The organism is Phenylobacterium sp., from assembly GCF_020253645.1.
Taxonomy (GTDB): domain Bacteria; phylum Pseudomonadota; class Alphaproteobacteria; order Caulobacterales; family Caulobacteraceae; genus Phenylobacterium.
Window position 1 is genome coordinate 17,338 of record NZ_JADCBG010000046.1, and the last position, 23,930, is coordinate 41,267.

General features: G+C 67.1%; 21 protein-coding genes. 11 read left to right on the top strand and 10 right to left on the bottom strand.

All coding sequences use genetic code 11. The features are described from left to right. The first annotated feature begins 3 nt into the window (after positions 1 to 3). From INE98_RS03610 to INE98_RS03625, 4 genes are all read left to right on the top strand, one after another. A complete protein-coding gene (locus INE98_RS03610) occupies positions 4 to 852 on the top strand; it encodes a DUF6544 family protein (protein WP_293536648.1) in 849 nt (282 codons plus the stop codon). A 30-nt stretch (positions 853 to 882) separates the two neighbouring features. Continuing rightward, complete coding sequence (locus tag INE98_RS03615; protein WP_293536650.1) at positions 883 to 1,923, top strand: FAD-binding oxidoreductase; 1,041 nt, start codon at positions 883 to 885, stop codon at positions 1,921 to 1,923. Between the two features lie 19 nt (positions 1,924 to 1,942). Continuing rightward, positions 1,943 to 3,112, top strand: a complete 1,170-nt coding sequence (locus INE98_RS03620; RefSeq protein WP_293536652.1) for an acyl-CoA dehydrogenase family protein — start codon at positions 1,943 to 1,945, stop codon at positions 3,110 to 3,112. A gap of 75 nt (positions 3,113 to 3,187) precedes the next feature. Next, positions 3,188 to 4,039, top strand: a complete 852-nt coding sequence (locus INE98_RS03625) for a transglycosylase SLT domain-containing protein (RefSeq protein WP_293536654.1) — start codon at positions 3,188 to 3,190, stop codon at positions 4,037 to 4,039. Between the two features lie 6 nt (positions 4,040 to 4,045). Here INE98_RS03625 and INE98_RS03630 read toward each other — a convergent pair whose 3' ends face one another. Beyond that, positions 4,046 to 5,242: a CoA transferase gene (locus INE98_RS03630; RefSeq protein WP_293536655.1), complete on the bottom strand. Its 1,197-nt coding sequence runs from the start codon at positions 5,240 to 5,242 to the stop codon at positions 4,046 to 4,048. Between the two features lie 173 nt (positions 5,243 to 5,415). Here INE98_RS03630 and INE98_RS03635 point away from each other — a divergent pair, with 173 nt between their 5' ends. Together INE98_RS03635 and INE98_RS03640 are read left to right on the top strand one after the other, a co-directional pair. Then, entirely contained in the window at positions 5,416 to 5,961 is a 546-nt protein-coding gene (locus INE98_RS03635; protein WP_293536675.1) for a DUF2336 domain-containing protein, read from the top strand. A 47-nt stretch (positions 5,962 to 6,008) separates the two neighbouring features. Continuing rightward, entirely contained in the window at positions 6,009 to 6,794 is a 786-nt protein-coding gene (locus INE98_RS03640) for an NUDIX hydrolase (RefSeq protein WP_293536656.1), read from the top strand. A 15-nt stretch (positions 6,795 to 6,809) separates the two neighbouring features. Here the strand turns inward: INE98_RS03640 and INE98_RS03645 are convergent, their stop codons facing one another. From INE98_RS03645 to INE98_RS03655, 3 genes are all read right to left on the bottom strand, one after another. After that, a complete protein-coding gene (locus tag INE98_RS03645; RefSeq protein ID WP_293536657.1) occupies positions 6,810 to 7,250 on the bottom strand; it encodes an Hpt domain-containing protein in 441 nt (146 codons plus the stop codon). 82 nt (positions 7,251 to 7,332) lie between these two features. Continuing rightward, positions 7,333 to 8,109, bottom strand: coding sequence for an NAD kinase (locus INE98_RS03650; protein WP_293536677.1), 777 nt, complete (start codon positions 8,107 to 8,109; stop codon positions 7,333 to 7,335). A 21-nt stretch (positions 8,110 to 8,130) separates the two neighbouring features. Then, complete coding sequence (locus INE98_RS03655) at positions 8,131 to 9,213, bottom strand: DUF2336 domain-containing protein (RefSeq protein WP_293536658.1); 1,083 nt, start codon at positions 9,211 to 9,213, stop codon at positions 8,131 to 8,133. A 146-nt stretch (positions 9,214 to 9,359) separates the two neighbouring features. Here INE98_RS03655 and glpK point away from each other — a divergent pair, with 146 nt between their 5' ends. Both glpK and INE98_RS03665 read left to right on the top strand, forming a co-directional pair. Continuing rightward, positions 9,360 to 10,859: a glycerol kinase GlpK gene (gene glpK, locus INE98_RS03660; RefSeq protein WP_293536659.1), complete on the top strand. Its 1,500-nt coding sequence runs from the start codon at positions 9,360 to 9,362 to the stop codon at positions 10,857 to 10,859. 113 nt (positions 10,860 to 10,972) lie between these two features. After that, entirely contained in the window at positions 10,973 to 11,743 is a 771-nt protein-coding gene (locus INE98_RS03665) for a class II aldolase/adducin family protein (RefSeq protein ID WP_293536661.1), read from the top strand. A gap of 236 nt (positions 11,744 to 11,979) precedes the next feature. On the opposite strand, the gene INE98_RS03670 is transcribed toward INE98_RS03665, so the two are convergent. From INE98_RS03670 to INE98_RS03690, 5 genes are all read right to left on the bottom strand, one after another. Continuing rightward, entirely contained in the window at positions 11,980 to 12,954 is a 975-nt protein-coding gene (locus INE98_RS03670) for a nitronate monooxygenase family protein (protein ID WP_293536662.1), read from the bottom strand. A 150-nt stretch (positions 12,955 to 13,104) separates the two neighbouring features. Continuing rightward, entirely contained in the window at positions 13,105 to 13,746 is a 642-nt protein-coding gene (locus INE98_RS03675; protein WP_293536664.1) for an MBL fold metallo-hydrolase, read from the bottom strand. 221 nt (positions 13,747 to 13,967) lie between these two features. Further along, positions 13,968 to 14,975, bottom strand: coding sequence for an NADP-dependent oxidoreductase (locus tag INE98_RS03680; RefSeq protein ID WP_293536666.1), 1,008 nt, complete (start codon positions 14,973 to 14,975; stop codon positions 13,968 to 13,970). A 29-nt stretch (positions 14,976 to 15,004) separates the two neighbouring features. Next, complete coding sequence (locus INE98_RS03685; RefSeq protein ID WP_293536667.1) at positions 15,005 to 15,982, bottom strand: zinc-binding dehydrogenase; 978 nt, start codon at positions 15,980 to 15,982, stop codon at positions 15,005 to 15,007. Between the two features lie 372 nt (positions 15,983 to 16,354). Then, positions 16,355 to 17,752 carry a carotenoid oxygenase family protein gene (locus INE98_RS03690; RefSeq protein WP_293536669.1) on the bottom strand — a complete coding sequence of 466 codons (1,398 nt, stop codon included), beginning with the start codon at positions 17,750 to 17,752 and terminating at the stop codon, positions 16,355 to 16,357. Positions 17,753 to 17,989: 237 nt separating this feature from the next. Between INE98_RS03690 and INE98_RS03695 the strand changes: the two genes are divergently transcribed. The 3 genes from INE98_RS03695 to INE98_RS03705 all read left to right on the top strand — a co-directional run bounded on the left by INE98_RS03695 (position 17,990) and on the right by INE98_RS03705 (position 23,419). Continuing rightward, the gene (locus INE98_RS03695) at positions 17,990 to 18,658 is read left to right on the top strand and encodes a TetR/AcrR family transcriptional regulator (protein WP_293536670.1); all 669 of its coding nucleotides are present in this window, start codon (positions 17,990 to 17,992) and stop codon (positions 18,656 to 18,658) included. A gap of 358 nt (positions 18,659 to 19,016) precedes the next feature. Next, on the top strand, positions 19,017 to 20,180 hold the full coding sequence (locus INE98_RS03700) for an efflux RND transporter periplasmic adaptor subunit (protein WP_293536672.1): 1,164 nt from the start codon (positions 19,017 to 19,019) through the stop codon (positions 20,178 to 20,180). Beyond that, positions 20,177 to 23,419 carry an efflux RND transporter permease subunit gene (locus INE98_RS03705; protein WP_293536674.1) on the top strand — a complete coding sequence of 1,081 codons (3,243 nt, stop codon included), beginning with the start codon at positions 20,177 to 20,179 and terminating at the stop codon, positions 23,417 to 23,419. The genes INE98_RS03700 and INE98_RS03705 overlap by 4 nt, the downstream gene beginning before the upstream one ends. Positions 23,420 to 23,425: 6 nt before the next feature. On the opposite strand, the gene INE98_RS03710 is transcribed toward INE98_RS03705, so the two are convergent. After that, positions 23,426 to 23,930 (bottom strand): c-type cytochrome (locus INE98_RS03710; protein ID WP_367120161.1); only part of this gene is annotated, 505 nt, incomplete at its 5' end.

Genomic DNA, 23,930 nt, shown 5'->3' on the forward strand with positions numbered 1-23,930 from the left:
GGCATGATCTTGCTGTGGCTCCTTCTGGGCGGAATCGCCTGTTCGCTTCTGGGACTGTCGGCCCTCCGCGTCCTGGACGCGCGGGACGACCGGGCCCAGTGGCGAAGGCTCGCCGCCCTGCAGCCGGCCGATCCGGTCCGGTTTGATCCGCGCAGGGTCGAGGGGCTGCCGGAGCCCGCCCGGCGGTTCTTCGGCTTCGCCATCGCCCCGGGGACGCCCCTGCTGACCGTCGCCGAGCTTCACATGGGGGGCGAGTTCAGCCTCGGCCCGCCAGACAGGCCCGTCTACCAGCCGATGGACGCCCGCCAGATCCTGGCCGCCCCGGAGGGCTTTCTGTGGACGCTCCGACTGCCGAACGGAGTGTCCGGGTCCGACTTCGGCTCGCCCGCCCGCGGCTGGACCCGGTTCCGGATCTTTGGCCTCGTCCCGGTGGCCCGGCTGGGCGGCGCCCGGGATCACACCCGCGCCGCCTTCGGGCGCTATGTGGCCGAGGCCCTCTTCTGGACCCCCGCCGCCCTCCTGCCGCGGCCGGGAGTGACCTGGGAGGCCCTCGGCGAGGACGCCGCCCGGGTGACCGTGACCGCCGGCGACCTGTCCCAGGCGGTGGACGTGCGCCTCGACGCCGAGGGCCGCCCCCTCGTGGTCGAGTTCCAGCGCTGGAGCGACGCCAATCCCGAACGCCGCTACCGGCTGCAGCCCTTCGGCGGTTTCCTCTCCGACTTCCGGGAGGTCCAGGGGTTCCGCGTGCCCTTTGCGGTGGAGGCCGGATCGATGTTCGGAACCGAGCGCTACTTCCCCTTCTTCCGCGCCCGGCTCAAGTCCGTACGGTTCCCCCCTTCGCCCCACCCTTGATTTCCCCGCCGGAATCCGGCGCCTGAGAGCATGTCCTCGACGTCGCCCTTTTCGGTCCGTGTCGTTGGCGCCGGCGTGTTCGGCCTGGCGACGGCCCTGTCGCTGGCGGAAGCCGGGCTGAAGGTGCGGGTCGTGGCGGATGTGGAGCCGGGGCGGACGGCCTCGGGCGTGGCGGCGGGCATGCTGGCGCCGGCCTTCGAGACCCTTCTTGATCCGCCGGGGGGCGATGCCCTGGACCTCCTCCTCACCGCCCGCGACCTCTGGCCCGAGCTGGCGGCGCGGCTGGGCCTGACCCTCGACCGGAGCGGGACGGCGGCCACGGGCGGGGCGGACTGGACGGACCGGCTGGAGGCGGGGTTCCGGGCCCGGGGGCTCCGGATCGGCCGGGTGGGCCGTTCGGAGATGGAGGCCTGGCTTCCGGGGCTGAACCCCCGATACGCCGGGGGGCTCCTGACCCCCGAGGACTGGCGGATCGAGCCCCGGGTCGCCCTCGCCGCCATGGCGGCGCGGCTGGCTGAGCTTGGCGGAATCCTTGAGCGGCGGCGGCTGGCGCCGGAGGACCTGCGAGGGGAGACCGGCCCGGTCGTCCTGGCCACCGGCGCAGACCCCGCCCTGGGAGCGGCGGCGCCCGAGCTGCAGGGGCTGGCTCCGATCAAGGGGCAGATCCTCTGGCGGGGCGACCTGCCGCCGCCGGCCCGGGTGATCCGGACCGAAGGCGCCTATGTCCTGGGGTCGGAGGGCGGCGTGCTGGCCGGGGCGACCATGGAGCCCGGACGGCGCGACCTGACGGCGGACGCCGGGGCGCAGGCGGGGTTGCGGGCCGCGGTCGGGGCGCTCCTGCCCGATGCGCCCCCGGAGGGCTGGAGTGCGCGCGCGGGCGTTCGGGCGGCGTCCGCGGACGGCCTGCCCCTGGCCGGGTCCGCCTCGCAACCCGGCGTCTTCCTGGCCGTCGGCGCCCGCAGGAACGGGTGGCTCCTGGCCCCGCTGGTCGCCAAGATTGTCACCGCGGCGGTGACCGGCGAGGATGCCGGGCCCTGGGCGGTGCGACTCGATCCCGCCCGGTTCGGGTGAGGGCGGAGAGCGGCGGCCGATGACGGGGTTCGACTTCACGGAGGCGCAACTGGAACTGCGGGAGGGCGTGCGCCGTCTCTGCGCGGGCTTTGACGCCGATTACTGGCGCCAGGTCGACGAGACCGGCGACTTTCCCGAGGCCTTCGTGTCCGCCATGGCGTCCGGAGGCTGGCTGGGCGCGGCCATGCCAGACGCCCTGGGCGGGGCCGGCCTGGGACTGACCGAGGCCGCGCTGATCATGCAGACCGTGGCCGAGTCCGGGGCGGGTTTCTCAGGCGCCAGCGCGGTGCACCTGAACATTTTCGGGCCCATGCCGATCGTGAAGTTCGGATCGGACTCCCAGAAGGCGCGCGCCATTCCGCGGCTGATCGAGGGGCGCGACCGGATGTGCTTTGCGGTCACCGAGCCGGACTCCGGCCTGGACACGGCGAGCCTGACCACACGCGCCGAGAGACGCGGAAACGGCTGGGTGATCAACGGGCGCAAGGTCTGGACCACCATGGCCCAGCGGGCGAACAAGATTCTGATCATCGCCCGGACCACGCCGCGGGACGCCGTGAAGAGGCCGACCGAGGGCCTCAGCCTGTTCTATACGGACTTTGACCGCAGCCGCATCACGGCCACGGTCATCCCCAAGATGGGCCGCAAGGCCATCGAGTCGAACAGCGTCTTCATCGACAATCTCGAGGTTCCGGCCGAGGACCTTGTGGGAGAGGAGGGCAAGGGCTTCGCCTACCTTCTGGCGGGCCTCAACCCCGAGCGCGTACTGATCGGCATCGAAGCCGTGGGCCTGGGTCGCGCAGCGCTGGCGCGGGCGGCGGACTATGCGCGGGAACGGCGGGTGTTCGGCCGGCCGATCGGGCAGAATCAGGGGATCGCCCATCCCCTGGCCCGGGCCTGGATGGGGCTGGAGGCCGCGAGCCTCATGGCCTTCCGCGCCGCCGCCCTGTTCGACGCCGGAAAGCCCTGCGGGGCGGAGGCCAATGCGGCCAAGTACCTGGGAGGGGAGGCGGGCTTCGCCGCCTGCGAGGCGGCGGTCCTGACCCACGGGGGCATGGGCTACGCCAGGGAGTACCATGTGGAGCGATATTTCCGGGAGGCGATGATCGCCAGGATCGCCCCCGTGAGCCGCGAAATGATCTGCAATTTCATCGCCGAGCAGGTTCTGGACCTGCCCCGGAGTTATTGATATTAATGTTTCCGTAACCCCGTCTAAACAGGTATGGTTAAGCACCCGTTTACCATACCGGGGCAGGTTGCGGTCATGTCGATCAGTGGAATCAGATCCGCCGTCCAGACCATCATCCAGCGCGCGAGCGCTGCGACCGGAGTCGATTCCGGATACCTGATGAAGACCGCCCAGCGGGAAAGCAGCTTCAATCCCGCCGCCCGGGCCTCCACCTCCACCGCCACCGGACTTTTCCAGTTCACCGAGCAGACCTGGCTCGCCACGCTCAAGCAGTTCGGGGAACGCCACGGCTACGGCGCCTATGCCGACCAGATCCGCCAGAACGGGGAGGGGCGCTATGTGGTGGCGTCCGGGGCGCGCCAGACGGTTCTCGACCTCCGTCTCGACGCCCGGGCCGCCTCGGTGATGGCGGGCGAGTTCACCTCCCAGAACGCCGCCTACCTGAAGGGCCGGATCGGCAGGGACCCCTCGCCCGGGGAACTCTACATGGCCCATTTCCTCGGGCCGGTCGGATCGGCGCGGTTGATCGAGGCCCTTGAGAGCCAGCCCATGGCCCCGGCGGCAAGCCTGTTCCCGGACGCCGCCCGGGCGAATCCGACCATTTTCTACAAGGGTGGCCGAGCCGCCACCGTCCAGGAGCTCTACGCCAATCTCGCCCGGACGGGGGCCGTGCCGCCGCCGCCGCCGAACTCGGAGATGGCCGACTTCATCCAGGTGGCGAGCAGTTCCCGCGCCAAGGACGTCGAGCGTGAACAGGAGGTCCTGATGGCCATGATCCTGGGCGACTCCCGCGATGACGTCGGCGTCGGTCCCGGTTCCCGCCTGGGAGGCTCGCTGTTCTCGACCGAGATGCTGCGGATCCTGTCTGAGGCCTCAGTAAGCGGCGCCCAGCAGCCCCGCCGGAGCGAAACGTCCCTCCTGAGCTGACCCCGGTCAGGCCGCCGCGCCGCTGGCGTAGAGGGCCTCGATCTCCTCCGCCGAATACCCGAGTTCGGACAGGACCTCTCGCGTGTGTTCGCCTAGTCCGGGGGGTGAGGGGCGCAGGGACAGGTCGGCGCCGGGAAACCGCGCCGGCGCCGCTGGCGAGCGGAACCGGCCGCCATGGCCGTCTTCGACCTCGACCCATCCCCCGGCGGCGGCGACCTGGGGGTCGGCGACGACCTGGGCGGGTGTCTGCACGGGCGCCCAGACAAGGTCCTCAGCGTCAAGGCGGGCGCGGACCTCCTCGAAGGTGAAGCCCGCGAAGGCGGCCTCAAGCTCCTGGACGAGGGCGGAGCTGTTGATGCGGCGGGAGCGTCCGCTGGCGTACCGTTCGTCGTCGGCGAGGTCCGGCCGGCCGCAAGCCCGGGTCAGGGCCTTCCAGTCGGCGCCCCCGCCGCGGGGGTTCAGGACAAACCAGTGATCGTCCGAACTGCGGTAGAAGTTGGCGAGAGGATCGAAGGGGTCGGTCCTGGGCCGGTTCGACGCCAGCCGGCCAAAGGCCAGCTGGACCGCCATGTCCGAGGAGACGGTGTAGACCCCCGTGGCCAGCAGCGAGGTCTGAACCAGTCGCCCGCGTCCCGTCCGGCCCCGCTCGTAGAGCGCGGCGAGTATGGCCGAGACGGTCGCCATGGAGGTGGTGTGGTCCCCCACGCCGGTGCGGAGGATGAAGGGGTCGGTCCCCTTTGGGGCATGCATGCGGGCCACGCCGGAACGGGCCCAGAAGGCGGTGACGTCGAAGCCGGGAAGATGGGCGTCCGGTCCCTCGAGGCCGTAGCCGGTGACCATGGCGTAGACGAGGCCCGGATTGTCCTTGCGGAGGGTCTCTTCATCGAGGCCGGCGCGCTTGAGGGCCGCCGGGCGGACATTGGTCAGGAACACATCCGCCGTGGCCGCCAGACGGGCGAGGGCGTCCCGACCTTCGGGACGTGAGATGTCCAGGACAATGGCGCGCTTGCCGCGGTTGTCGACGGCGAAGGTCGGGTTTCCGGCGACAGCGTTCTTGGTGTCGGCGAAAACATGCCGCATGGGGTCGCCCTCGGGACGCTCGACCTTGATGACCTCGGCCCCCCAGTCGCCGAGTATCCCCGCCGCGCCCGGAGCTGCGATATACGACGCAAACTCTATGACTTTCAGACCGTTAAGCAGCATTTCCGGATCTCATCCCCCGTGTACTCCGACCGGCGCGAAGAACGATTCGCCGGCGGCGGCCGTTGAATTTCCACTAAACCTGACGCGACATTAGTCGAAGCCCTTGTGAGGTTCGAGCATCCGTCGAAGGCGGATGTCCGGAGAAGCGTCAGGAGGCCGTTATCCGCACTATTCTGAACGGCGGGGCGTCCGACGAGCGTGCGGAGGCCGCCGGGCAGGTCTGCCTGACCATCGAGCGGACGACGATCGACCTGGTCGACCAGGCCGGCCTGTCCGGGGATCCGGCGCGGTTCGCGGCCCACCTGAACAAGCACGAGCGCCTGACCCCCTCCCTCCTGCTGCGGGCCCTCGCCAACGGCCATATGACCTTCTTCGAGCACGGCCTCGCAGAGCTGGCCCGGGTTCAGCACCGGGGCGCCCGGCTGATGGTGCACGACGCCGGTCCCCTCGGACTGCAGGCGCTGTACGAGAAGGCTGGCCTGCCGATGCGGCTCTACCTTGCGTTCCGGGCCGGTGTGGACGCCTGGCGCGCCCTTGAGGCGGAGGGCGGGGGCCTGGACCGCGCTCGCCTTCAGGCGAGGATGCTGGAGCGCTTCCTGAGCTGTGAGGCGGTGAAATACAACGTCCTGCAGGAAGACGTCGTCTACCTGATGGAGCGTCTTGACCAGACGCTTGAAACGGCGCCGTCACCGCAGGAGGAGCGTCTCGTCTCGGTCTGAGACGGTCCCCCTTGCCAGCCTGCGCGCCTGCGCCTCATCATGCCGCCATGACCGAGATCGCCCCCGACAGCGCTATCAAGCCCGCCGCCACGATCCTCCTGCTCCGGGATGATCCCGAGTTCGAGGTGCTGATGGTGAAGCGCCACCATCAGATCGACTTCGCTTCGGGAGCCCTGGTCTTTCCGGGTGGCAAGAGCCACGAGAGGGATCACTCCGAGGCCTGGGCGCAGTACGCCCTGGGGTTTGAGGCCCATGACGACGTGCAAAGGCCGCTGCGGATTGCGGCCATCCGGGAGGTCTTCGAGGAGGCCGGAATCCTTCTGGCCCGAACAGCCGACGGCGACATGTTCCGGGGCGAGGCCGCGCCGATGGATATCCGCAAGGCGGTCGATGCCGGCGACCTGGCCTTTCTCGATGTCGTCCGGGATCTAGGGGTCCGCCTCGATCTCTCCGCCCTGACCGTCTTCGCCCGGTGGATCACGCCTCCTCTTACGCCCAAGCGGTTCGACACCTGGTTCTACGCGGTCAAGGCCCCGGCCGATCAGCTGGCCGCCTGCGATGGGCGGGAAACCGTGGACGCCGAGTGGATTTCGCCGCGAAGAGTGCTGGACCTGGCCGAGAGCGGCGCCCGCAAGGTCATCTTCCCCACCCGGATGAACATCCAGCTGCTGTCGGAGGCCTCGAGCGCCGATGACTGCCTTGGGCGCGCCCAGGAAAGGAGGCTGGTGACCGTTCAGCCCCGCATAGAGGATCGCGCCGGGGGGAAGGTCCTGACCCTGCCGCCGGAAGCCGGCTACGGTCTGGTCGCCGAACCGCTCGAGCGGGTGATGTAGCCGGCCGCAGAGGCCTTACTTTCGGGGATTGAAGCTCTCGACCTTGTCCGCCAGTTCCTTCACGAGGACCCGTCCGATGGCGTCGTCCTCGGTCTTGATCTGGTCCCGGGCCGCAGCCTTGATCGCTTCCACATGCGCCAGAGCCAGTTCCAGAGGCGCCACCATCCTGCGTTCCGGAGTGTCGATCAGCCGGCAAAGGGTCCCGGCGATCTGGGAAATGATCGGATATCCATAGGTCGTACCGAGGCCTTTCAGGTCATGGGCCCGGTGATAAAGCGCGTCCATGGTTTCCGCCGTGCGTCCCATCGACCGGACCGCAGACATGGCGGCGTCGAGACGCGTCACCTCCCTTTCCAGCCATTGCTGGAAATTCACGGACATGGCGGCGAGAGCCGCCTCCGCCCGGGCGACGGCGGCCATGTTGATCTTCGGAGGTTTCGGGAGAGTAGGCGGCATGGGACTCCTTCCAGTGCCTAACCAGGTCAGGATATCACTGTGCGGAGTCTATCCGGAGCCGGTTAACGACTGGTGCAGCCCGTTACACCGAGAACTGTTCCGCCAGAACACGCTCCTGCAGGCCGCGGCCTGCATCAAAGAGCATGGTCATGGAGACGTCCCGGTCCTCTGTCACCAGCACCTCGACAACATCCCTGACCTCAAAGTTGTCGGCGACGGCGCTCACGGGGCGTTTGTCCGCCTCCAGAACCTGGAAGCAGACCTCGGCGGCATGCGGCAACAGGGCGCCGCGCCATCGCCGAGGTCTGAAGGCGCTGATGGGGGTCAGGGCGAGGACGCGCGCCTCCAGCGGAATGATTGGACCGTGCGCAGAGAGATTGTAGGCCGTGGAGCCGGCCGGGGTGGACACAAGGGCGCCGTCGCAGGACAGCTCCGCAAGGCGGACCTTCCCGTCGATGAGGATCCTCAGCTTGGCCGTCTGCCGGGTCTGTCGCAGAAGCGAAACCTCGTTGATCGCCATGGCGGTGAACCGCCGCCCTGCGGCGTCCCTCGCCGTCATGGTGAGCGGATGGATCTCCGCCCGCTCGGCGGCGGCGATGCGGGCGTGCAGATCCTCGGGTGCATAGTCGTTCATCAGGAAGCCGACCGAGCCCCGATTCATCCCGTAGATCGGGATCCGGCGCGCAATCGGCAGATGCAGCACCTCAAGCATGAACCCGTCGCCGCCCAGGGCCACAATGACATCAGCTTCCGCCGGGTCGACACTCCCGTAGGCGGCGGCGAGGCGCTCTCGCGCCTCCAGGGCTTCCGGCCGATCGCTGCTCAGGAAGGTCAGTTTCGGCCGGCCGGGCGGGAAGATTGGGGACACGAGCCTGCGATCTCAAGTCTGAGCGATCGTCTTGCGGAAAAGTCCGCCGGCCGACCTGGCGCTGACCCTGGCGAATGTCTGGATCGCCGCCTTGTCGGCCTCCCAGCCTCCGGCTGGGAGCCCTTCGTTGAGGCTGCGGACCTGGGCCAGAAGGGTGGGAAAGATCGTCCGGTCCACCCCGACGGCGGCGCAGGCCAGGGCAAGGGCCTCGGGGTTGTTGGCCTTGAGGGCCAATTTGACCTCGCGGACCTCAAATCGGCCCAGGGCGGCGAGGGCGGCTACAAACAGCGACAATCTCTGATCCTTGAGGGCCTTCACGAGGTAGCTCGGGCGTAACTGGCCTGCCATGTCCATCTTGGCGATCAATTGTCGATCGCTGCGTTCCTGCTCGGATTCCTCGGGAGTTCTCTCCTTGCCGACCGCCGATGGACTGCCCGTCCTCGCCTGCTGGATTGAGACGGCGATGGCGGTGTCCAGCGCCTTGGTGTCGAGATCGAAACGATCGGCAAGGGACTTGCGAAGTGTGGCGCCCACCCAGGCGTACAGGTAGCCCGCCAGTTCATCCGTCAGCCGGGGGTGCGCCGCGAGGGGGTCCTGAAGAGTGGGGACCTTCTCCGCAATCCGGACAAGTTCAAGAAGGTGAAGTTCCGAAACCCGGGCGGTTTCGTTCTCGGCCAGGGCGGTCATCACCTCCGGCGTCGCCGCCTTGAGGATGGCCTCCACCACCGTTGGGCTGATCTGCGGACGCCGGGCGACCTCGATCTGATGCTCGAGGGTGGCCTCGACGAGGATCCGGATCAGGTCCGGGTCCTCGAGGATAGGGCTGCGGGCGATGATCGGCCGCGCAATCTCGATGTCGTCGAAGGCCAGGATGTTGAGGAGGGCGGAAGGCGCCCAGTCGGCCTCCGAAATGTTCTCGGCGAGTCGAAGGCGGATATCGTACTCCGCCTGGAAGACGAGGTCGAAAAAGACCTGGGACAGAAGCGCCTGAACCCGCGGGGTCCGGAGTTCATCAGCGCTCTCGTTGCAGAGGTCCACCAGGCGGATAAGCAGGCGCTCGCGGTCCGCCACGTTGCGGCTCTTGGCGAGGGCCATGATCTCGTCCACCCTTTCGCCCAATGAAGCACCCCCAAGGTGGACCCGAAGCCCTGAAGCCTGGCGCGTAACCCGGGCCAAAGCCGCAGCGATAACCGCCGCGTTTCAGTGTATAGCTTACAGTGGATGGAATGTTGAGCGATGTCATGTCTTTCCCGTTCATTCTGAGCCTTGATCAGGGCACAACCTCGACCCGGGCGATCCTCTTCAGCTCGGAGGGGAAGGAGATCGCGAGCGCATCCGAGCCTCTCGAGCAGCATTATCCCGCCGACGGGGAAGTCGAGCACGACGCCGGCGAGATCTTTTCCGCGTCGGTCAAGGTTCTCCGGGCGGCGCTCCAAAGGGCCGGCGCTCAATCGGGCCAGGTGGCGGCCCTGGGCGTCACAAACCAGCGGGAGACGGTGGTGGTCTGGGACCGGCGCACCGGAGAGCCGGTCGGCCGGGCCCTGGTCTGGCAGGATCGCCGGACGGCGCCGGCCTGCGAGGCGCTGCGCTCGAGGGGGGCGGAGCCTCGTGTGACGGCCCTCACCGGCCTGCTCCTCGACCCCTACTTCTCGGCCACAAAGCTCGCCTGGATCCTGGACAGCCAGCCGGGGCTGCGCGCCAGAGCCGAAGCGGGGGAGATCCTGGCCGGGACGATGGACTGCTGGGTGATCTGGAAGCTGACGGGCGGGGCGGTTCACGCCACGGACGCGACCAATGCTTCCCGCACCCTTTTGTACGACATTCACGCCCAGGACTGGTCCGACGAGCTGCTGGACCTCTTCCGGGTTCCCAGGGCGATCCTGCCCCGGGTCCTGGATTGTGCGGATGACTATGGCCACACCCTTCCCGAGCTGCTGGGCGGGCCTGTCGCGATCCGCGGGGTGGCCGGCGACCAACAGGCTGCGCTGATGGGGCAGGGCTGCATCCGGCCCGGCGAGATGAAGGCCACCTATGGTACGGGCTGTTTTCTGCTCGTGCACACGGGAGAGGCGGCGCCCCGGTCCTCGGCGCGGCTGCTGACGACGGTGGCCTCGCGCATCGGCGGTCGGGTGAGTTATGCGCTGGAAGGCTCCATCTTCGTCGCCGGCGCAGCTCTGCAGTGGATCAACGAGGGACTGGAGGTCCACGGGGGCGGCGCCGGGGTCGAAGCCCTCGCCCGTCGCGCCCGCCCGGGCCACGGCGTGATCCTCGCGCCGGCCTTCACCGGTCTTGGGGCCCCGTGGTGGGACCCCGACGCCCGGGGCGCCCTTCTCGGTATGACCCGGGATACGGGGCTGGCCGAGATCGCGGAGGCCGCATTCGACGCCGCCGCCTTCCAGACCCGCGATCTCATCGAGGCCATGCGGCTCGATGCGCCGTCGGCTTTTGGCCCGGGTGCGGAGCTCAGGGTGGATGGCGGCATGTCGCGGTCGGCCTGGTTCTGCCAGAAGCTGGCCGACCTGACGCGAGTGCCTGTGGGGCGGGCGTCCTACGAGGAGACGACCGCCCTTGGCGCCGCGCTTCTGGCAGGGCTTGGCGGCGGGGTCTTTCCGGACCTCCAGGCCGCCGCCGCCGCCCGCCCGCAGACCACGGGCCTGACGCCTTCGATTCCCGAAGCCGAGGCGGAGGCCGCCTATGCTCGCTGGCTCCGCGCCGTCTCCCGAATTCTCTCCGACCGCTAGCGCCGGATTCCGGAGGCGGCGGCTTCGGCGGGATCGGGTGCGTTTGACCGGCCTTGACCTTTGCCCTGCACAGGGCGACGCTGATCCCCTGAAATCAAGACTGGGAGGCCGTCATGGCGGATGGTTCGCTTGCGGGCGTTGTTTCGCTCAAGGGGAAGGTGAGCGACGAGGAGTGGCGGACCCGGGTGGATCTGGCCGCGCTTTACCGGCTGGCCGCCCTGCACGGGTGGGACGACATGATCTACACCCATATCTCCGCCCGCATCCCGGGGCCGGAGCACAATTTCCTGATCAATCCGTACGGCATGCTGTTCGACGAGATCACGGCCTCGTCCCTGGTGCGCATCGACGTGGAGGGCAACATCCTCCAGGAGACGCCTTATTTCATCAATCCGGCGGGCTTCACCATCCACTCGGCGGTCCACATGAACCGCGAGGACGCCCACTTCGTGATGCACCTGCATTCGGACCAGGGGGCCGCGGTGTCTTCGCAGAAGGAGGGGCTGTTGCCCCTGTCGCAGCACTCGCTGATCTGTCTTCCGCACCTCGCCTACCACGACTATGAGGGCATCGCGCTCAACCTCGACGAACGCGAGCGGCTGGTGGCGGACCTGGGCGACAAGTCGCTGATGCTGCTACGCAACCACGGCACCCTGGCTCTGGGCGAGAGCGCTGCGGAGTGCTGGAACGGGATGTTCTTCCTCGAGCGCGCCTGCAAGCAGCAGGTGATGGCCCTGTCCTGCGGCCGCGAGAACGTCCTGATCGCCCCCGAGGCGGCGCAGGAAGAGGTCCGTCGGCAGGTGGGGCGGGGGATCGGCGGCAAGCTGGGCTGGCCCGGCTGTCTGCGCAAGCTCGACCGCGAGATGCCGGGCTACGACGCCTGAGGCGCCGTCTCCCCTGAAGGCTGGAATCGGCTGCGCATAGCCCATAGTCCATAGCGAGGTCGCCGCGACCGCCCGCCATGTAAGGGCCCGGGTGTCTGCGCCCTCCGTGCGCAGATCGACGGCGGGACGGGGTGAGAGCCCGTTTGCCCGGGTGAATTAGACCTCGACCAGATGAACCATCCCTTTCTATCTGGCCGGAATCCAAACCCATCCCGGGCGGATGGGGGCGTCTCGCTTCAGCCGAGCAGCCTCGTCAGGCGGGAACGAATGACTTCTTCCGCCTCCGCCATGATGGAGTCGATCAGGTTCTTGCAGGTCGGGACGTCGTGGATCAGTCCGACCACCATTCCGCATGACCAGCCTCCGGCTTCCATATCGCCATCGACCATGATCCTTGGGTAAACGCCCGCCACTTCCTCTGCGACATCCGCGAAGGTCAGCTTCTCGCCAAGCGCCTGCTCTTTTTTCAACAGGCGCTCAACAGCTGAATTTTTGAGAACTCGCTCTGTGTTTCGCAACGGTCGCATGATCAAGCGGGTATCAAGTTCAGTGGCTGCAAGTATAGCCTGCTTTACGTTATCATGAACCGGCGCTTCCTGAGTTGCGATAAAGCGCGTTCCCATATTCACGCCGGCCGCCCCGAGGGCGAGGGCTGCTGCGAGTTGCGCTCCGGTGGCCATCCCGCCAGAAGCAACGAACGGGACCCGCAGTTCCTCGGCGGCCCTGGGAAGCAGAATGAAGTTGGGCACATCGTCCTCACCAGGGTGCCCCCCACATTCAAAGCCATCGACGCTTACCGCATCGCAGCCAATGGCCTCCGCCTTCAGGGCGTGGCGGACGCTTGTGCATTTATGGATGACCCGGATCCCCGCCTCTTTCAGCGCAGGGAGCCACTTCTGAGGGTTGTTGCCTGCGGTCTCGACCACCTTCACGCCACTCTCGATGATCACCCGGACGTAGCCGGGGTAGTCGGGCGGGGTGACCGACGGAAGAAAGGTCAGGTTGACTCCGAATGGCTTGCTGGTCATCGCCTTGCAGCGTTCGATCTCTGCGGCCAACGCCTCTGGTGAGCGTTGAGTCAGAGCCGTGATGATTCCCAGGCCGCCAGCATTTGACACCGCCGCCGCCATCTCAGCAAAGCCGACAAAATGCATGCCGCCCTGCATGATCGGATGCTCTATGCCGAAAAGCTCCGTGATTTCAGTCTTCATTTTGCGCCTCTAGATCTGGACGACGATCCAAGCCTGCTCTTTGAGCCCTCATGTGGCTTGATCGAAGAGGGTGGACTACGAACTCCATTCACTTCTGGTCGTTTCCCGCGCTCATGCGCGGTCTGTCGAGACCGGTTCAACCGCGAGCTGTCACCTTATCTTGAACTCCTTGATCACGGCTGCCCGATCAACCGGACCGCCGTGTCCGAGGTAGAAAACTTCAGCACCGCCCTCGATCAGAGATCTGATATTCGCTCGATTACGTTCGAGATCGGCCTGGAAGTAATGCTCGTGGGGTTGGGTCGGGTTCACCGCGCCGCCCATGCTGCCCCCGCGCATCATGTCGCCGACAAAGACTTCCCGGTCGTTCAGCTTGATCACCAGGGAACCCGGCGTGTGCCCCGGCATGACCACAGCCTTGCCGGCGACGCCCCAGGGCGAGAGATCGAGGCTGTTGGTAATCGGGATATCCGGCGAAAAAGGTTCAAACTTGAAGTCGACGACGCGCTTGAGAACCTCGGCCTCGAAGCTGGTCGGGCGAAGCTCATCATTCTTTCCCGCCGCCGCAATGGGGGCGTCTCCCGCGCCAAGCGCAATTCTTGCGCCGGTTATACGGCGCAGTTCCGCAGCCGCCCCGCCATGGTCGCCGTGGGCGTGGGTGAGCAGGATAAGCCCGTCCTTCAAGTCGACATTTTCGGCCTTGAGGGCGGCCAGTATCGCCGGACCATCCTTTGGCGATCCTGCGTCGATCAGCACGGGCTTGGCCGACTTGATCAGGTAGGCGTTCGACATGGGCAGCTTGATCTGGACAACCTCCGGCCCGGCGGCATCCGCCGACCGGATGGTTTTGGGAGGGGGCGATGCGCACGCCGGAAGCGAGAGCAGGGACAGGGCCAGAAGGGCCGCGAGGGGTCCATTGGAAAGGTTCATCTTGAGGCTCCGGTTGACGACCCCGGCTCACTTTGGCCGAGGCTGATGTTTCGAACTTGCAGCGCAGGGGAGGGGATGGACGTTCACATAACTCTCACCGCCATCTTTCCGCGGTTCTCGCCCCGGAAGAGCATTCCGAGCGCGACCGGGGCGTTCTCGAGTCCCTCAAGAAGGTGAAGCTCGGTTCTCAGCAGGCCCTCATCCCGCAGCCGCGCCAGGTCCTGCCGAGCCGCCGGCCAGCAGTGGAAGTGGTCGCCCACTGTGAACCCTTGCATGCGCGCCCGGTGCACGAGCATCTCGCCGAGATTTCCGATGGGATGCACGGGTTGGCCTGCCGTCTGTGAAATGCGACCGCAGATGACGATGCGCGCGAAGTCGCGGATATGATTGAGCGCCATCTCCAGGATGCGACCGCCGACATTGTCGAAATAGACATCCACGCCGTTCGGACAGGCTTCAGCCAGAGCGCGGTTCAGGTCGGTGTCGGACTGGCCATGGTCGACGGCTGCATCGAATCCGAACTCTCTCAGCACCATCTCGCACTTGGCGGCGCCGCCGCAGATGCCGACCACGCGGCAGCCATAGGCGCGGGCGATCTGGCCCACGAGCTGGCCGACCCCCCCTGACGCAGCGGATACAAGGACGGTCTCTCCAGACTTCAGCCCCGCGATCTCGAACAGACCCAGATGGGCGGTTACGCCAGGCAGTCCGAGAAGAGTCAGGTAGTCTTCCGGCGAACCGAGGCGGGCGTCCACCAGCCGGGCCTGTTCAGACGAGACCACAGGGTGACTTTGGAGGCCGAAGGTTCCTTCGACCCAGGCCCCGACGGCCAGACCGTCCGCCCGGCTCTCGACCACCTCGCCGACCGCCAGGGCCCGCATGACCTCGCCGAGCTTGACGCCGGGCGTGTAACCCGGGCGCTCGTCCATCCACACCCTCATCGCCGGGTCGATGGAGATGAAGCTCGAGGCGATCCGCACCTCTCCGGGCGCCAGGGCGCGTCCAGGCTCGTCGGTGAGCGTGAAGTGTTCAGGTCCGGGCAGGCCGTCTGGCCTCGACGTCAATCTCAAGACCCGGTTGGCGTTTTGCATCTTGTTCTCCCGTCTCGCGCCGCTGGGCCCTAAGGGCGGATGATGATCTTGCCGACAGCCGCACGGCTCTCCATGAACTCGTGCGCGGCGACGGCGTCCTTCAGCGCAAAGCTGGCCGCTATGCGCGGCTTGATCGCGCCCTCGGCGACGAGGCCATAGAGGTCCGACAGGGTCTGGCTCATGGCGCCCGGGCGCTCCATGACCAGGTCGAGGTGGAAGCCCGAGACAGACGCGCAGCGCCGCATCAGCGTCAGGGGAATGACGGGCGACGGGCGACCGCTGGCCAGTCCGTAGCTGACGGCCCGGCCAAAAGGGCCCAACAGACCGAGGCCGGACTCGTACAGTTCGCCCCCCACACTATCGAGAAAGATATCGATGCCGCCGTTGAGTTGGTCGGCGACTTTTTTGGGCCAATCCGGATCCGCAGGATCGAAAACAAGGTTGGCGCCGTCGGCCTTGGCCGCCTCGCGCTTTGCCTCTGTGCTGGCCAACCCGATCAGCATTCCGGCGCCGAAACGTCTGGCCAGCTGCAGGATGAGTCCGCCGCAGCCGCCGCCAGCGGCCGAAACGAGGACCGACTCTCCCTTCGCCATCCGCGCCATCGTGTTCAGCAAGTGGAATGCGGTGGCGCCCTGGTTGCTCACCGCAAGGGCGTCCTCCGCTGAAACCGTCGAAGGCACGATGGCCGCCACGTGGTCCGGAAGGAGGGCGTACTCTGCATATCCACCGCTTCGAGAGGGGTTCACACCAGCGACCCGGTCCCCAACCCGGCGCCCGCTGACCCCGGGGCCCACAGCGACAACCTCGCCGCAGACTTCAGAGCCCGGCGTGAAGGGAAGCGGCGTCGGTTCCAGGTAGCGACCCAGTCGCTTTCCGATATCGGAAAAGTTCAGACCGGCGGCCTCGACCTTGACAAGAAGGTCCCCGGGGCCGGGCGTCGGGGCGTCAACCTCCTCCAGCCGCAGGACGTTCGCGGGGCCGAGTTCATGAAACCGAACCGTCTTCATCAGTCTGACCTCCAGGTCCGCTGTAGCTGTCGTGACCGCCGGGCCAGTCGGGGCGAACCCGATCGGCTGGCAGGCCCGGTGGATCACTCAAGGAAGGGCGGAGCCGGGACCCCCCGCGTCTTCCCGTCGGCAATTCGGATATTATCTGCGTTACGTTAAGATAATTCCGGCTCTTTCTGTTCGTCGAGCGAGCTGGCGACTGGGCCGTCAACGGGCGCAAGACGGGAACACCCCTGTCGAGGGCTTTCAGAGCGCCGTCGCGCTCATCCTCGACCTGAAGGGGCGCGAGGCCCCGCAAGATCCAGCTCTCCGCCTGGGCGCCGCCCGTCGACAGGGACAGGTGAGCGCCCAGGAGATGCCTGCTGGGAAATCCTAGTCGGCGATCCAGCTTCCATGGAACCCGAACGGCACGCGAACGGGCAACTTGACGACCGCCTTTGGCGGACCCGCGAAGTCCTGGGCGTCGATGATCACCAGATCGGATGTGTTGGTCGGCGCGTTCCACACATAGGTCATGACCCAGCCCTCGCCTTCCTTTGCGGTGTCGGACTTCGGAACGAAGACGCACTCGGACCCGAAGCGGCCTGGCCCGAAATCGTGGGCAAGCTCAAGCCCGGTCTCCGTGTCGAAGCACATGGCCGACCCGCGATCCGTCTGAATGCCGGCGCCGTAGATGTAACGATGCTTCTGGCCTGTCAGCCGCTCGTCAATCCGGGGAAACTCCTGCGGCCTGCGCGAAAGCGCGGTCTTGGCGATCGAGGCCGACCCCGGGTCGAGGACCCATCGCGACAGGACTGGCGGGCCTTCGCCCGGCCCGTTCAGCGCTGTGTTGAACATGCTGCTGAACTCGACGAGATCGACGACAACCGTCCCGTCCGCCGCATCATAGGCGTTGGCCGTATGGAAGACGTAGCAGGGGGGGACATCGATCCAGATGACGTCCTCCGCCGCACCCTTCCTCGGCAACAGTCCCACCCGGGCGGGATGAGTCTCTGACCATTGATAGGGGAAGAGGTGTCCCCTCGCCGCGGCAGCATCATTCCAGACCACAGGAAGGTCGAAGATCAGAATGTAGCGCTGGGTCATGGCGAAATCATGCACCATGGGCCCGTCCGAGACGGGGATTGCGACCGAGCGGTTCACCTTTCCGTCGGTCCCGATCACGACGTGCCGAAGCTCGGACTTCACGCCCAGGTCGTAGGTGACCGCATGCCACTCGCCGGTCAGCGGATCGAGGTGAGGGTGGGCGGCGAAGGCGCCGTCGAGGGTGCCGGCGAAGTCCTCATAGCCGATCGTCTCCAGCTCATGGGTCAACGCCATGGCGGGAGGACCGGACTCCACGAGGGCCAGCGTCCTTCCGCCGAAGCTCTGGATGTGGGTGTTCACGACATCCACATTCGTGCGGGGCTTTCCGGCGGGGTAGGGGGCGCCGAGCCGGTCGCAGACAAGGCGGCTGCGGACGAAGCGATTGCGGTACCACTCAGCCTTGCCGGAGCGCAGGTAGACGCCGTGCACCATGCCCTCTCCGAGGAACCAGTGGTGGTTCGCCGGATCCGAGACTTCGATGGGGTTCGGTCCATTTCGAACGAACCGCCCAACGAGACCGGCGGGGACCTCGCCTGTCACCGGCAGGTCGAACGCCGTCACCTCTTCAAGAACCGGACCATAGGGTCCGATCAGATAGCTATTCCCGACATCAGCTGAAAACGGCGCCCGAAGGGGAGCCTTTGCAGCCGACTTCTCGGCAGGCGGGAAGGTTGTGTCGGTCATGGAAGCCTCCTTGTCGATGAGCCAAGAGAGCGTCATTATCTTTTGCATGTCAAGATAAAGAACGAACGGTTCTGATCTTGCACCCTGGTCCGGCCCTTGCGCGGTGCGTGATCCGGGATGGGCATCCCGCCCGCCCGGGGCTGCAGGGCGCTGGGACGTGTTGTCCCACCGCCCGGGGAGCGTTAGGTCGGACCCGGGCGTCTTCGAGACTATGAAATGACAAGGTCGAGGTTGGATGTGGAACGAGCTCAGCAGCCCGCCCGGAAGCGGCGAACAAACTACCGCAAGGATGGGTATCACCACGGCAATCTGGACGCCGCCCTGCTGGAGATCGCCACCCGCCTCATCGACGAGGAGGGGGTCGGCGCGGTCACCCTGCGCCGGGTTGCCGAGAAGGCGGGTGTGACCGCCACGGCGGCTCAGCACCATTACGGCGACAAGGAGGGTCTCTTACGGGCGATTGCATCCGTCTCGTTCAAAGACCTGCTATCGATATTAACAACTGCGTCCAAATATTCAGAAGATCCGGAATCTAATCTTCGTAGTGTCGTTGGCGCTTATGCGCGTTTTGCAGTGGCGAATCCTGAGAGATTTCGATTCATGTTCGAGGCGGGATACCTCGATCCGATTTTAAGTCCTGGATCTGCGAACTTGGGATTGGGCTGCTTCGACGTTTTGAGATTAACAGTCGATCGTTATCTCGGGCGTCACGTGGTCGCCGCGCCACTCTTTGTATGGTCCATGGGCCACGGCGTCGGCTCCATACTCAGTATATCAAGAATACCTTCTACCGATCGGCCCGGAAGAACCAACGACGATATCATCGACGAAATGGTGAATGTAACCATCGATGGCCTTCGTCAGTTCCAAAGGGGAAGCGGCGATATGCCGCTTCCCGATGATTGAATTCGAAAGCTCCCGCTCGTTATTGAAACGCTCATCTCGTGGAGATTCCCGATGCGGAGCCATGGAGGTGAGCATCACAGCCGCCGTGTTGGCTCGACTGAAAGAGGGGGAGCATCCCGTGTCGATGTCCGCCACTCCCCCAATCGAAGTCAGACCGGTGTCGCTCTTTCCACACGGACCCCGCGACTTCTTGTCGGGAGTTCGTCCCGCCTTGCTCCTCGACCCGGTAAGCGTGCCCGCGCCCGAATCGGGTCTTGGCCCAGGGTCCCGGGGTGGACGCCGCGACGGCCTCAGCCTAGAGAACGAGGGTGTTGTCTGACGCCCCAGGATTTGTCGGGGCTCCGGAGTTACCGCCCAAGTGCTCAGGCGCCATTTCTTTCTCGTCCTCGCGGTCGGCGTGGTCCTGCTGATGGCGGTGGCCGGCGGGCTAAAGATCCTGTCGGACGCCAGACCCGCCCAGGGGGGAGCTCCGGGCGCGGGCGGCGGGGGCGGCCCCCCCGGCATGGGACGCGGCGGACCCGGCGGGCCGAGGGGCGAGGTCCCCCGGGTGTCGCTGGTCAGTCCCGTCAGCCGCACCTTCACAGAGCGCCTCGAATTGCTGGGCGTGGCCAAGGGGCGCCAGTCCGTGACCCTCTCTGCGGCGACGACGCAGCTGGTCAGCCGGGTTCTCTTCACGCCGGGACAGACCGTGGCCCGTGGCCAGGTGCTGGTGGAGCTGAAGACCACCGAGCAGGACGCCGCCCTGGCCCAGGCCCAGGCCCGCGAGGTGCAGGCCCGCAGGGCGTATGAGCGCTGGCGGACGCTCGGGGAGCAGGGTTACGCCTCGACCGCCGCCGTCGACCAGTTCGAAGCCGCCTGGAAGACCGCCCGGGCCGACGTCGCCGCCGCCGAGGCGCGTCTGGGCGACCGGGTGATCCGCGCGCCCTTCGCCGGCGTGGTGGGGCTGTCGGACATCGCGCCCGGCGCCGTCATCAATCCCGGCGCCGCGATCGTCACCCTGGATGACCTCTCCGCCGTCCGGGTGGATTTCCAGGTGCCTGACCGCTTCCTTTCCGCCGTCCGCGAGGGCCAGGCCCTGACGGCGACGGTGGACGCCTGGCCGGACGCCCGGTTCAGCGGTCGCATCATCCGCCTCGACACCCGGATCGACGAGCGCACCCGCGCCCTGACTGCGCGGTCCGAGTTTTCCAGCGCCGAGGGGCGCCTGAAGCCGGGAATGATGCTGCGCGTCGGCGTGAGCCAGGGCTCGCGTACAGGTCTGGCCCTGCCGGAATCCGCCGTCGCGGTTCAGGGCGAGGGCGCTTCGGTCTTCGTGGTGGTCGAGGAGGGCGGCCGGATGACCGTCCAGCAGAAGCCGGTGAGGGCGGGCCTTCGACAGGATGGCTGGGTTGAGATCCTGGAGGGCGTCACCCCGGCGGATCGCGTCGTAGCCGACGGACTGAACCGCGTGCAGTCCGGTCAGCCGGTCCGCCCCGCCGGCGGTCCGCCAGCGGGAGGCGCCGCCCCGCGCAGGCCCGGATGACGCTGTCAGATCTCTCGGTCCGTCGCCCGGTTTTTGCGGCGGTCGGGGCGATCCTTCTCTGTGTTGTCGGCTTTGCGAGCTACTTTTCCCTGGCGGTCCGGGAGCTGCCGAGCGTCGATCCGCCGGTCGTCAGCGTTTCGACCAACTATCGCGGGGCCTCCGCCGAGGTGGTCGAGGAGCGGATCACCCAGCTGATCGAGCGCCAGGTCTCGGGCATCCAGGGCATCGACCGCGTGAACTCCACCTCGCGGGACGGCGGAAGCCGGATCTCGATCTCGTTCACCCTGGACCGTGACCTCGACGCCGCGGCCAACGACGTGCGCGATGCGGTCAGCCGGGTCACCCCCCTGCTGCCGGACCAGGCCGACCCCCCGCAGATCGCCAAGGCGAATGCGGACGACTCGCCGATCATGTTCCTCAGCCTGACGTCGACCACGCTCAACCGCCTCCAGCTGACGGATTATGCGAACCGCTACCTGGTGGAGCGCCTGTCGACCGTGCCCGGGGTGGCCCAGGTGGGGCTGGGCGGCGCCCAGGTCTACGCCATGCGCATCTGGCTGGATCCCATGGCGCTGGCGGCGCGCGGCGTGACCGTGGACGATGTCGAGGGCGCCCTCCGGGCCCAGAACCTGGAGCTTCCTGCGGGCTCCCTTGAGGCGCCGTCCAAGGACTTCACGATCCGGGTGGCGCGGGGCTATGCGACTCCGGAAGACTTCGCCCAGCTGCCGGTCACGGCGTCCGGCGCAAGCCGGTCCGCCGCCTCGGCCGCCGGACAGCAGGGCGCGCTGGGCTCTTCCGCCGCCGCCGCAGGCGCCGCCGCCTCGCCCCAGTCCGCGGCGGCGAGCGCCGCCAATCCCAACGCCTATGTGGTGCGCCTCGGCGACCTCGCACGGATCGAGGAGGGGCCGGACGAGCGGCGTCGGCTCTTCCGCTCCAACGGGAACGACCAGGTGGGGATGGCCGTCTTCAGGCAGTCCCAAGCCAATGATCTGGAGATTTCGGACGGCATCCGGAAACAGCTCCGCGAAATCAACCGCAGCCTGCCGCCGGGGACCAAGATCGAGGTGTCGGTGGACTTCACCTCCTTCACCCGCCACGCCCTCGAGGAAGTGTGGATCACCATGGGCATCGCCCTGGCCCTGGTGGCGCTGGTGAACCTCGTTTTCCTGGGATCCTGGAGGGCGGCGCTGGTTCCCTCCGTCGTTGCGCCGATCTGCATCCTGTCGACCTTCATCGTCCTCGCGGGCCTGGGGTTCTCGGTCAACCTGCTGACCCTGCTGGCCCTGGTGCTGGCCATCGGCCTGGTCGTCGACGACGCCATTGTGGTGGTGGAGAACATCCAGCGACGGGTTGATGAGGGCGAGCCGCCGCTTGTCGCCGCCCAGAGAGGCGCCCGTCAGGTCTTCTTCGCGGTTATCGCGACCACTGTCGTCCTGATCTCGGTCTTTGCGCCGCTGATGTTCATGCCGGGGTTCACCGGCCGGCTGTTCGTCGAGCTGGCCGTGTCGGTGGCGGCGGCCGTGGTGTTCTCCGCGCTCCTCGCCCTCAGTCTGTCACCTATGCTCGGCTCGGTGCTCCTTCGCCCCGCACGGACGGGAGGGGCGATGACCCGCGCGGTGAACACCGCAATGGGCGCGCTGAAGCGATCCTATCAGAGCTCGCTGGAGGCTCTGCTGGCGCCTCGCCGGATGATCCTGTCCTCTGTTTCGGCGGGCGGCCTGATCCTGGCGATGGGCGTGGTGGCGGCCGGACTTGCCGTCATCATCCCCAAGGAGCTTGTTCCGATGGAGGACCGGGGCCGGGTGGACATCTCCATCCAGGGACCGGAGGGGGCGGGCTATGACTACATCCTGCCGGCCTCGCAGGAGGTGGAGAAGCGGCTCCTCTCCCTTCTGAAGGAGGGGGTGATCGAGAGGTACACCCTCAGCGTCCCGAGCTTCGGACGCAGCCAGTTCAGCTCCGGGGGCGCCAATGCGGGCCTGCCCGACGAGCGGGTGAACGATGTCACGTCCCAGGAGCTCGCCGCCCAGCTGAACCGGGAGTACGCCGCCGTCACTTCGGCCAGGGTCATCGCCTCCGTCCGTCCGTCCATCCAGCGAGGCGGCGGCGGGGGGGGATCCAGCGTGAGCGTCATCCTGCTGGGGGATGAGTACCCGCAGATCGAGCAGGCCATCCAGCCCTTGATGGCGGCGGCGCGGAACAATCCGGGTCTCTCCCGCCCGCGCCTCGACTATGAACCCACCTCGCCGAGGCTGCTGGTCGAGGTTGATCGCGAGAAGGCCGCTCAACTAGGCGTGTCGGCCCAGGCGGTGGGTCGGGCCCTGGAAACGCTCTTCGGATCCCGCAGAACGACAACCTATATCCGGGGCGGCCAGGAATATGACGTCATCCTGCAGGCCGACCGGCCGCAGCGCATGAATGAGTCGGATCTCAGGAACGTCTATGTGCGCGCGGCCTCGGGCGCCACGGTGCCGCTGTCGGCGGTGGTGACGACGGAAATCCAGGGCGACACCCCGAGCCGTGACCGGGTGGACCGGCTCCGGGCGATCACCCTCTCGGTCCAGCTGAACCCGGGCTATACCGTCGGCGAGGCGGTCAACTTCTTCCAGGCGGAGATCGACAAGCGGCCGGGAATGGCGGTGAAGTGGGGCGGCCTGGCGCGGGATTACCTGGAGGGCGGCGCGGCGGTCTACGGCGCCCTGGCCCTGGCCCTGATCCTCGTCTTCCTGGTGCTGGCGGCCCAGTTCGAGAGCTGGGTCCATCCCCTTGTGATCATGCTGACTGTTCCCGTTGCAGCCCTCGGGGGTCTCTTTGGTCTTCTGATCAGCGACTCGACCCTGAACACCTACAGCCAGATCGGCCTGATCATGCTGGTGGGCATTGCAGCCAAGAACGGCATCCTCATCGTAGAGTTCGCCAACCAGTTGCGGGACGAGGGTCTTTCGGTCCGAGAGGCGGTGATCGAGAGTTCCGTTGTCCGGCTTCGCCCGATCATCATGACGTCCATCGCCGCCGCCGCCGGCGCGGTGCCGCTGATCCTCTGGGGCGGTGCGGGGGGAGAATCCCGGAAGACCATCGGCGTGGTCATCTTCTTCGGCGCGATCTTCTCGACCCTGCTGACGATCTTCATCGTCCCGATCTTCTACAGCCTGTTCGCGCGGTTCACCCAGCCGCCTGAGACCCGGGCCCGGAAGATCGAAGCCTACGAGATGGAGGAGGCGGCGCGCCCGGCGCCGTGACGCGGTCTATTTGGGCGCGCTGGTGTTGACCTTGAGCCAGGCGACCAGGGCTGCGCGATCCTCTGCCGACTTCATGCCGACATAGGCCATCTTGGTGCCCTCAACGAGACCGCGGGGATTCTCGATCCACTTGTCCATGGTCGCCGCATCCCAGACGAGACCGGAGGTCTTGAGCGCTTCGGAATAGTTGTATCCAGCCACCAGTCCGGCCTTGGCGTCAAAGGTCCCCCACAGGTTCGGACCCGTCAGATTGGCTCCGCCCGGGACATAGGTATGGCAGGACCGGCACATGGCGTAGAGCCTTTCGCCCCGTTCCAGGTCCGCGCTCCTGTAAGGCTCGGGGAGTTCGGCCAGGAGCGCCGCCTTCTGCTCGTCCGTGAGGACCACGGGCTCCGCCGCGGGCTTGGCGGCGCTGTCGGAAGCCGGGGAGCCTGCAGGCTGACCGCACGCGGCAAGGCCGAGGGCCGCCATGACAGCAAGGGCGGACAGGGATCTGGCTGCGGACATGGGC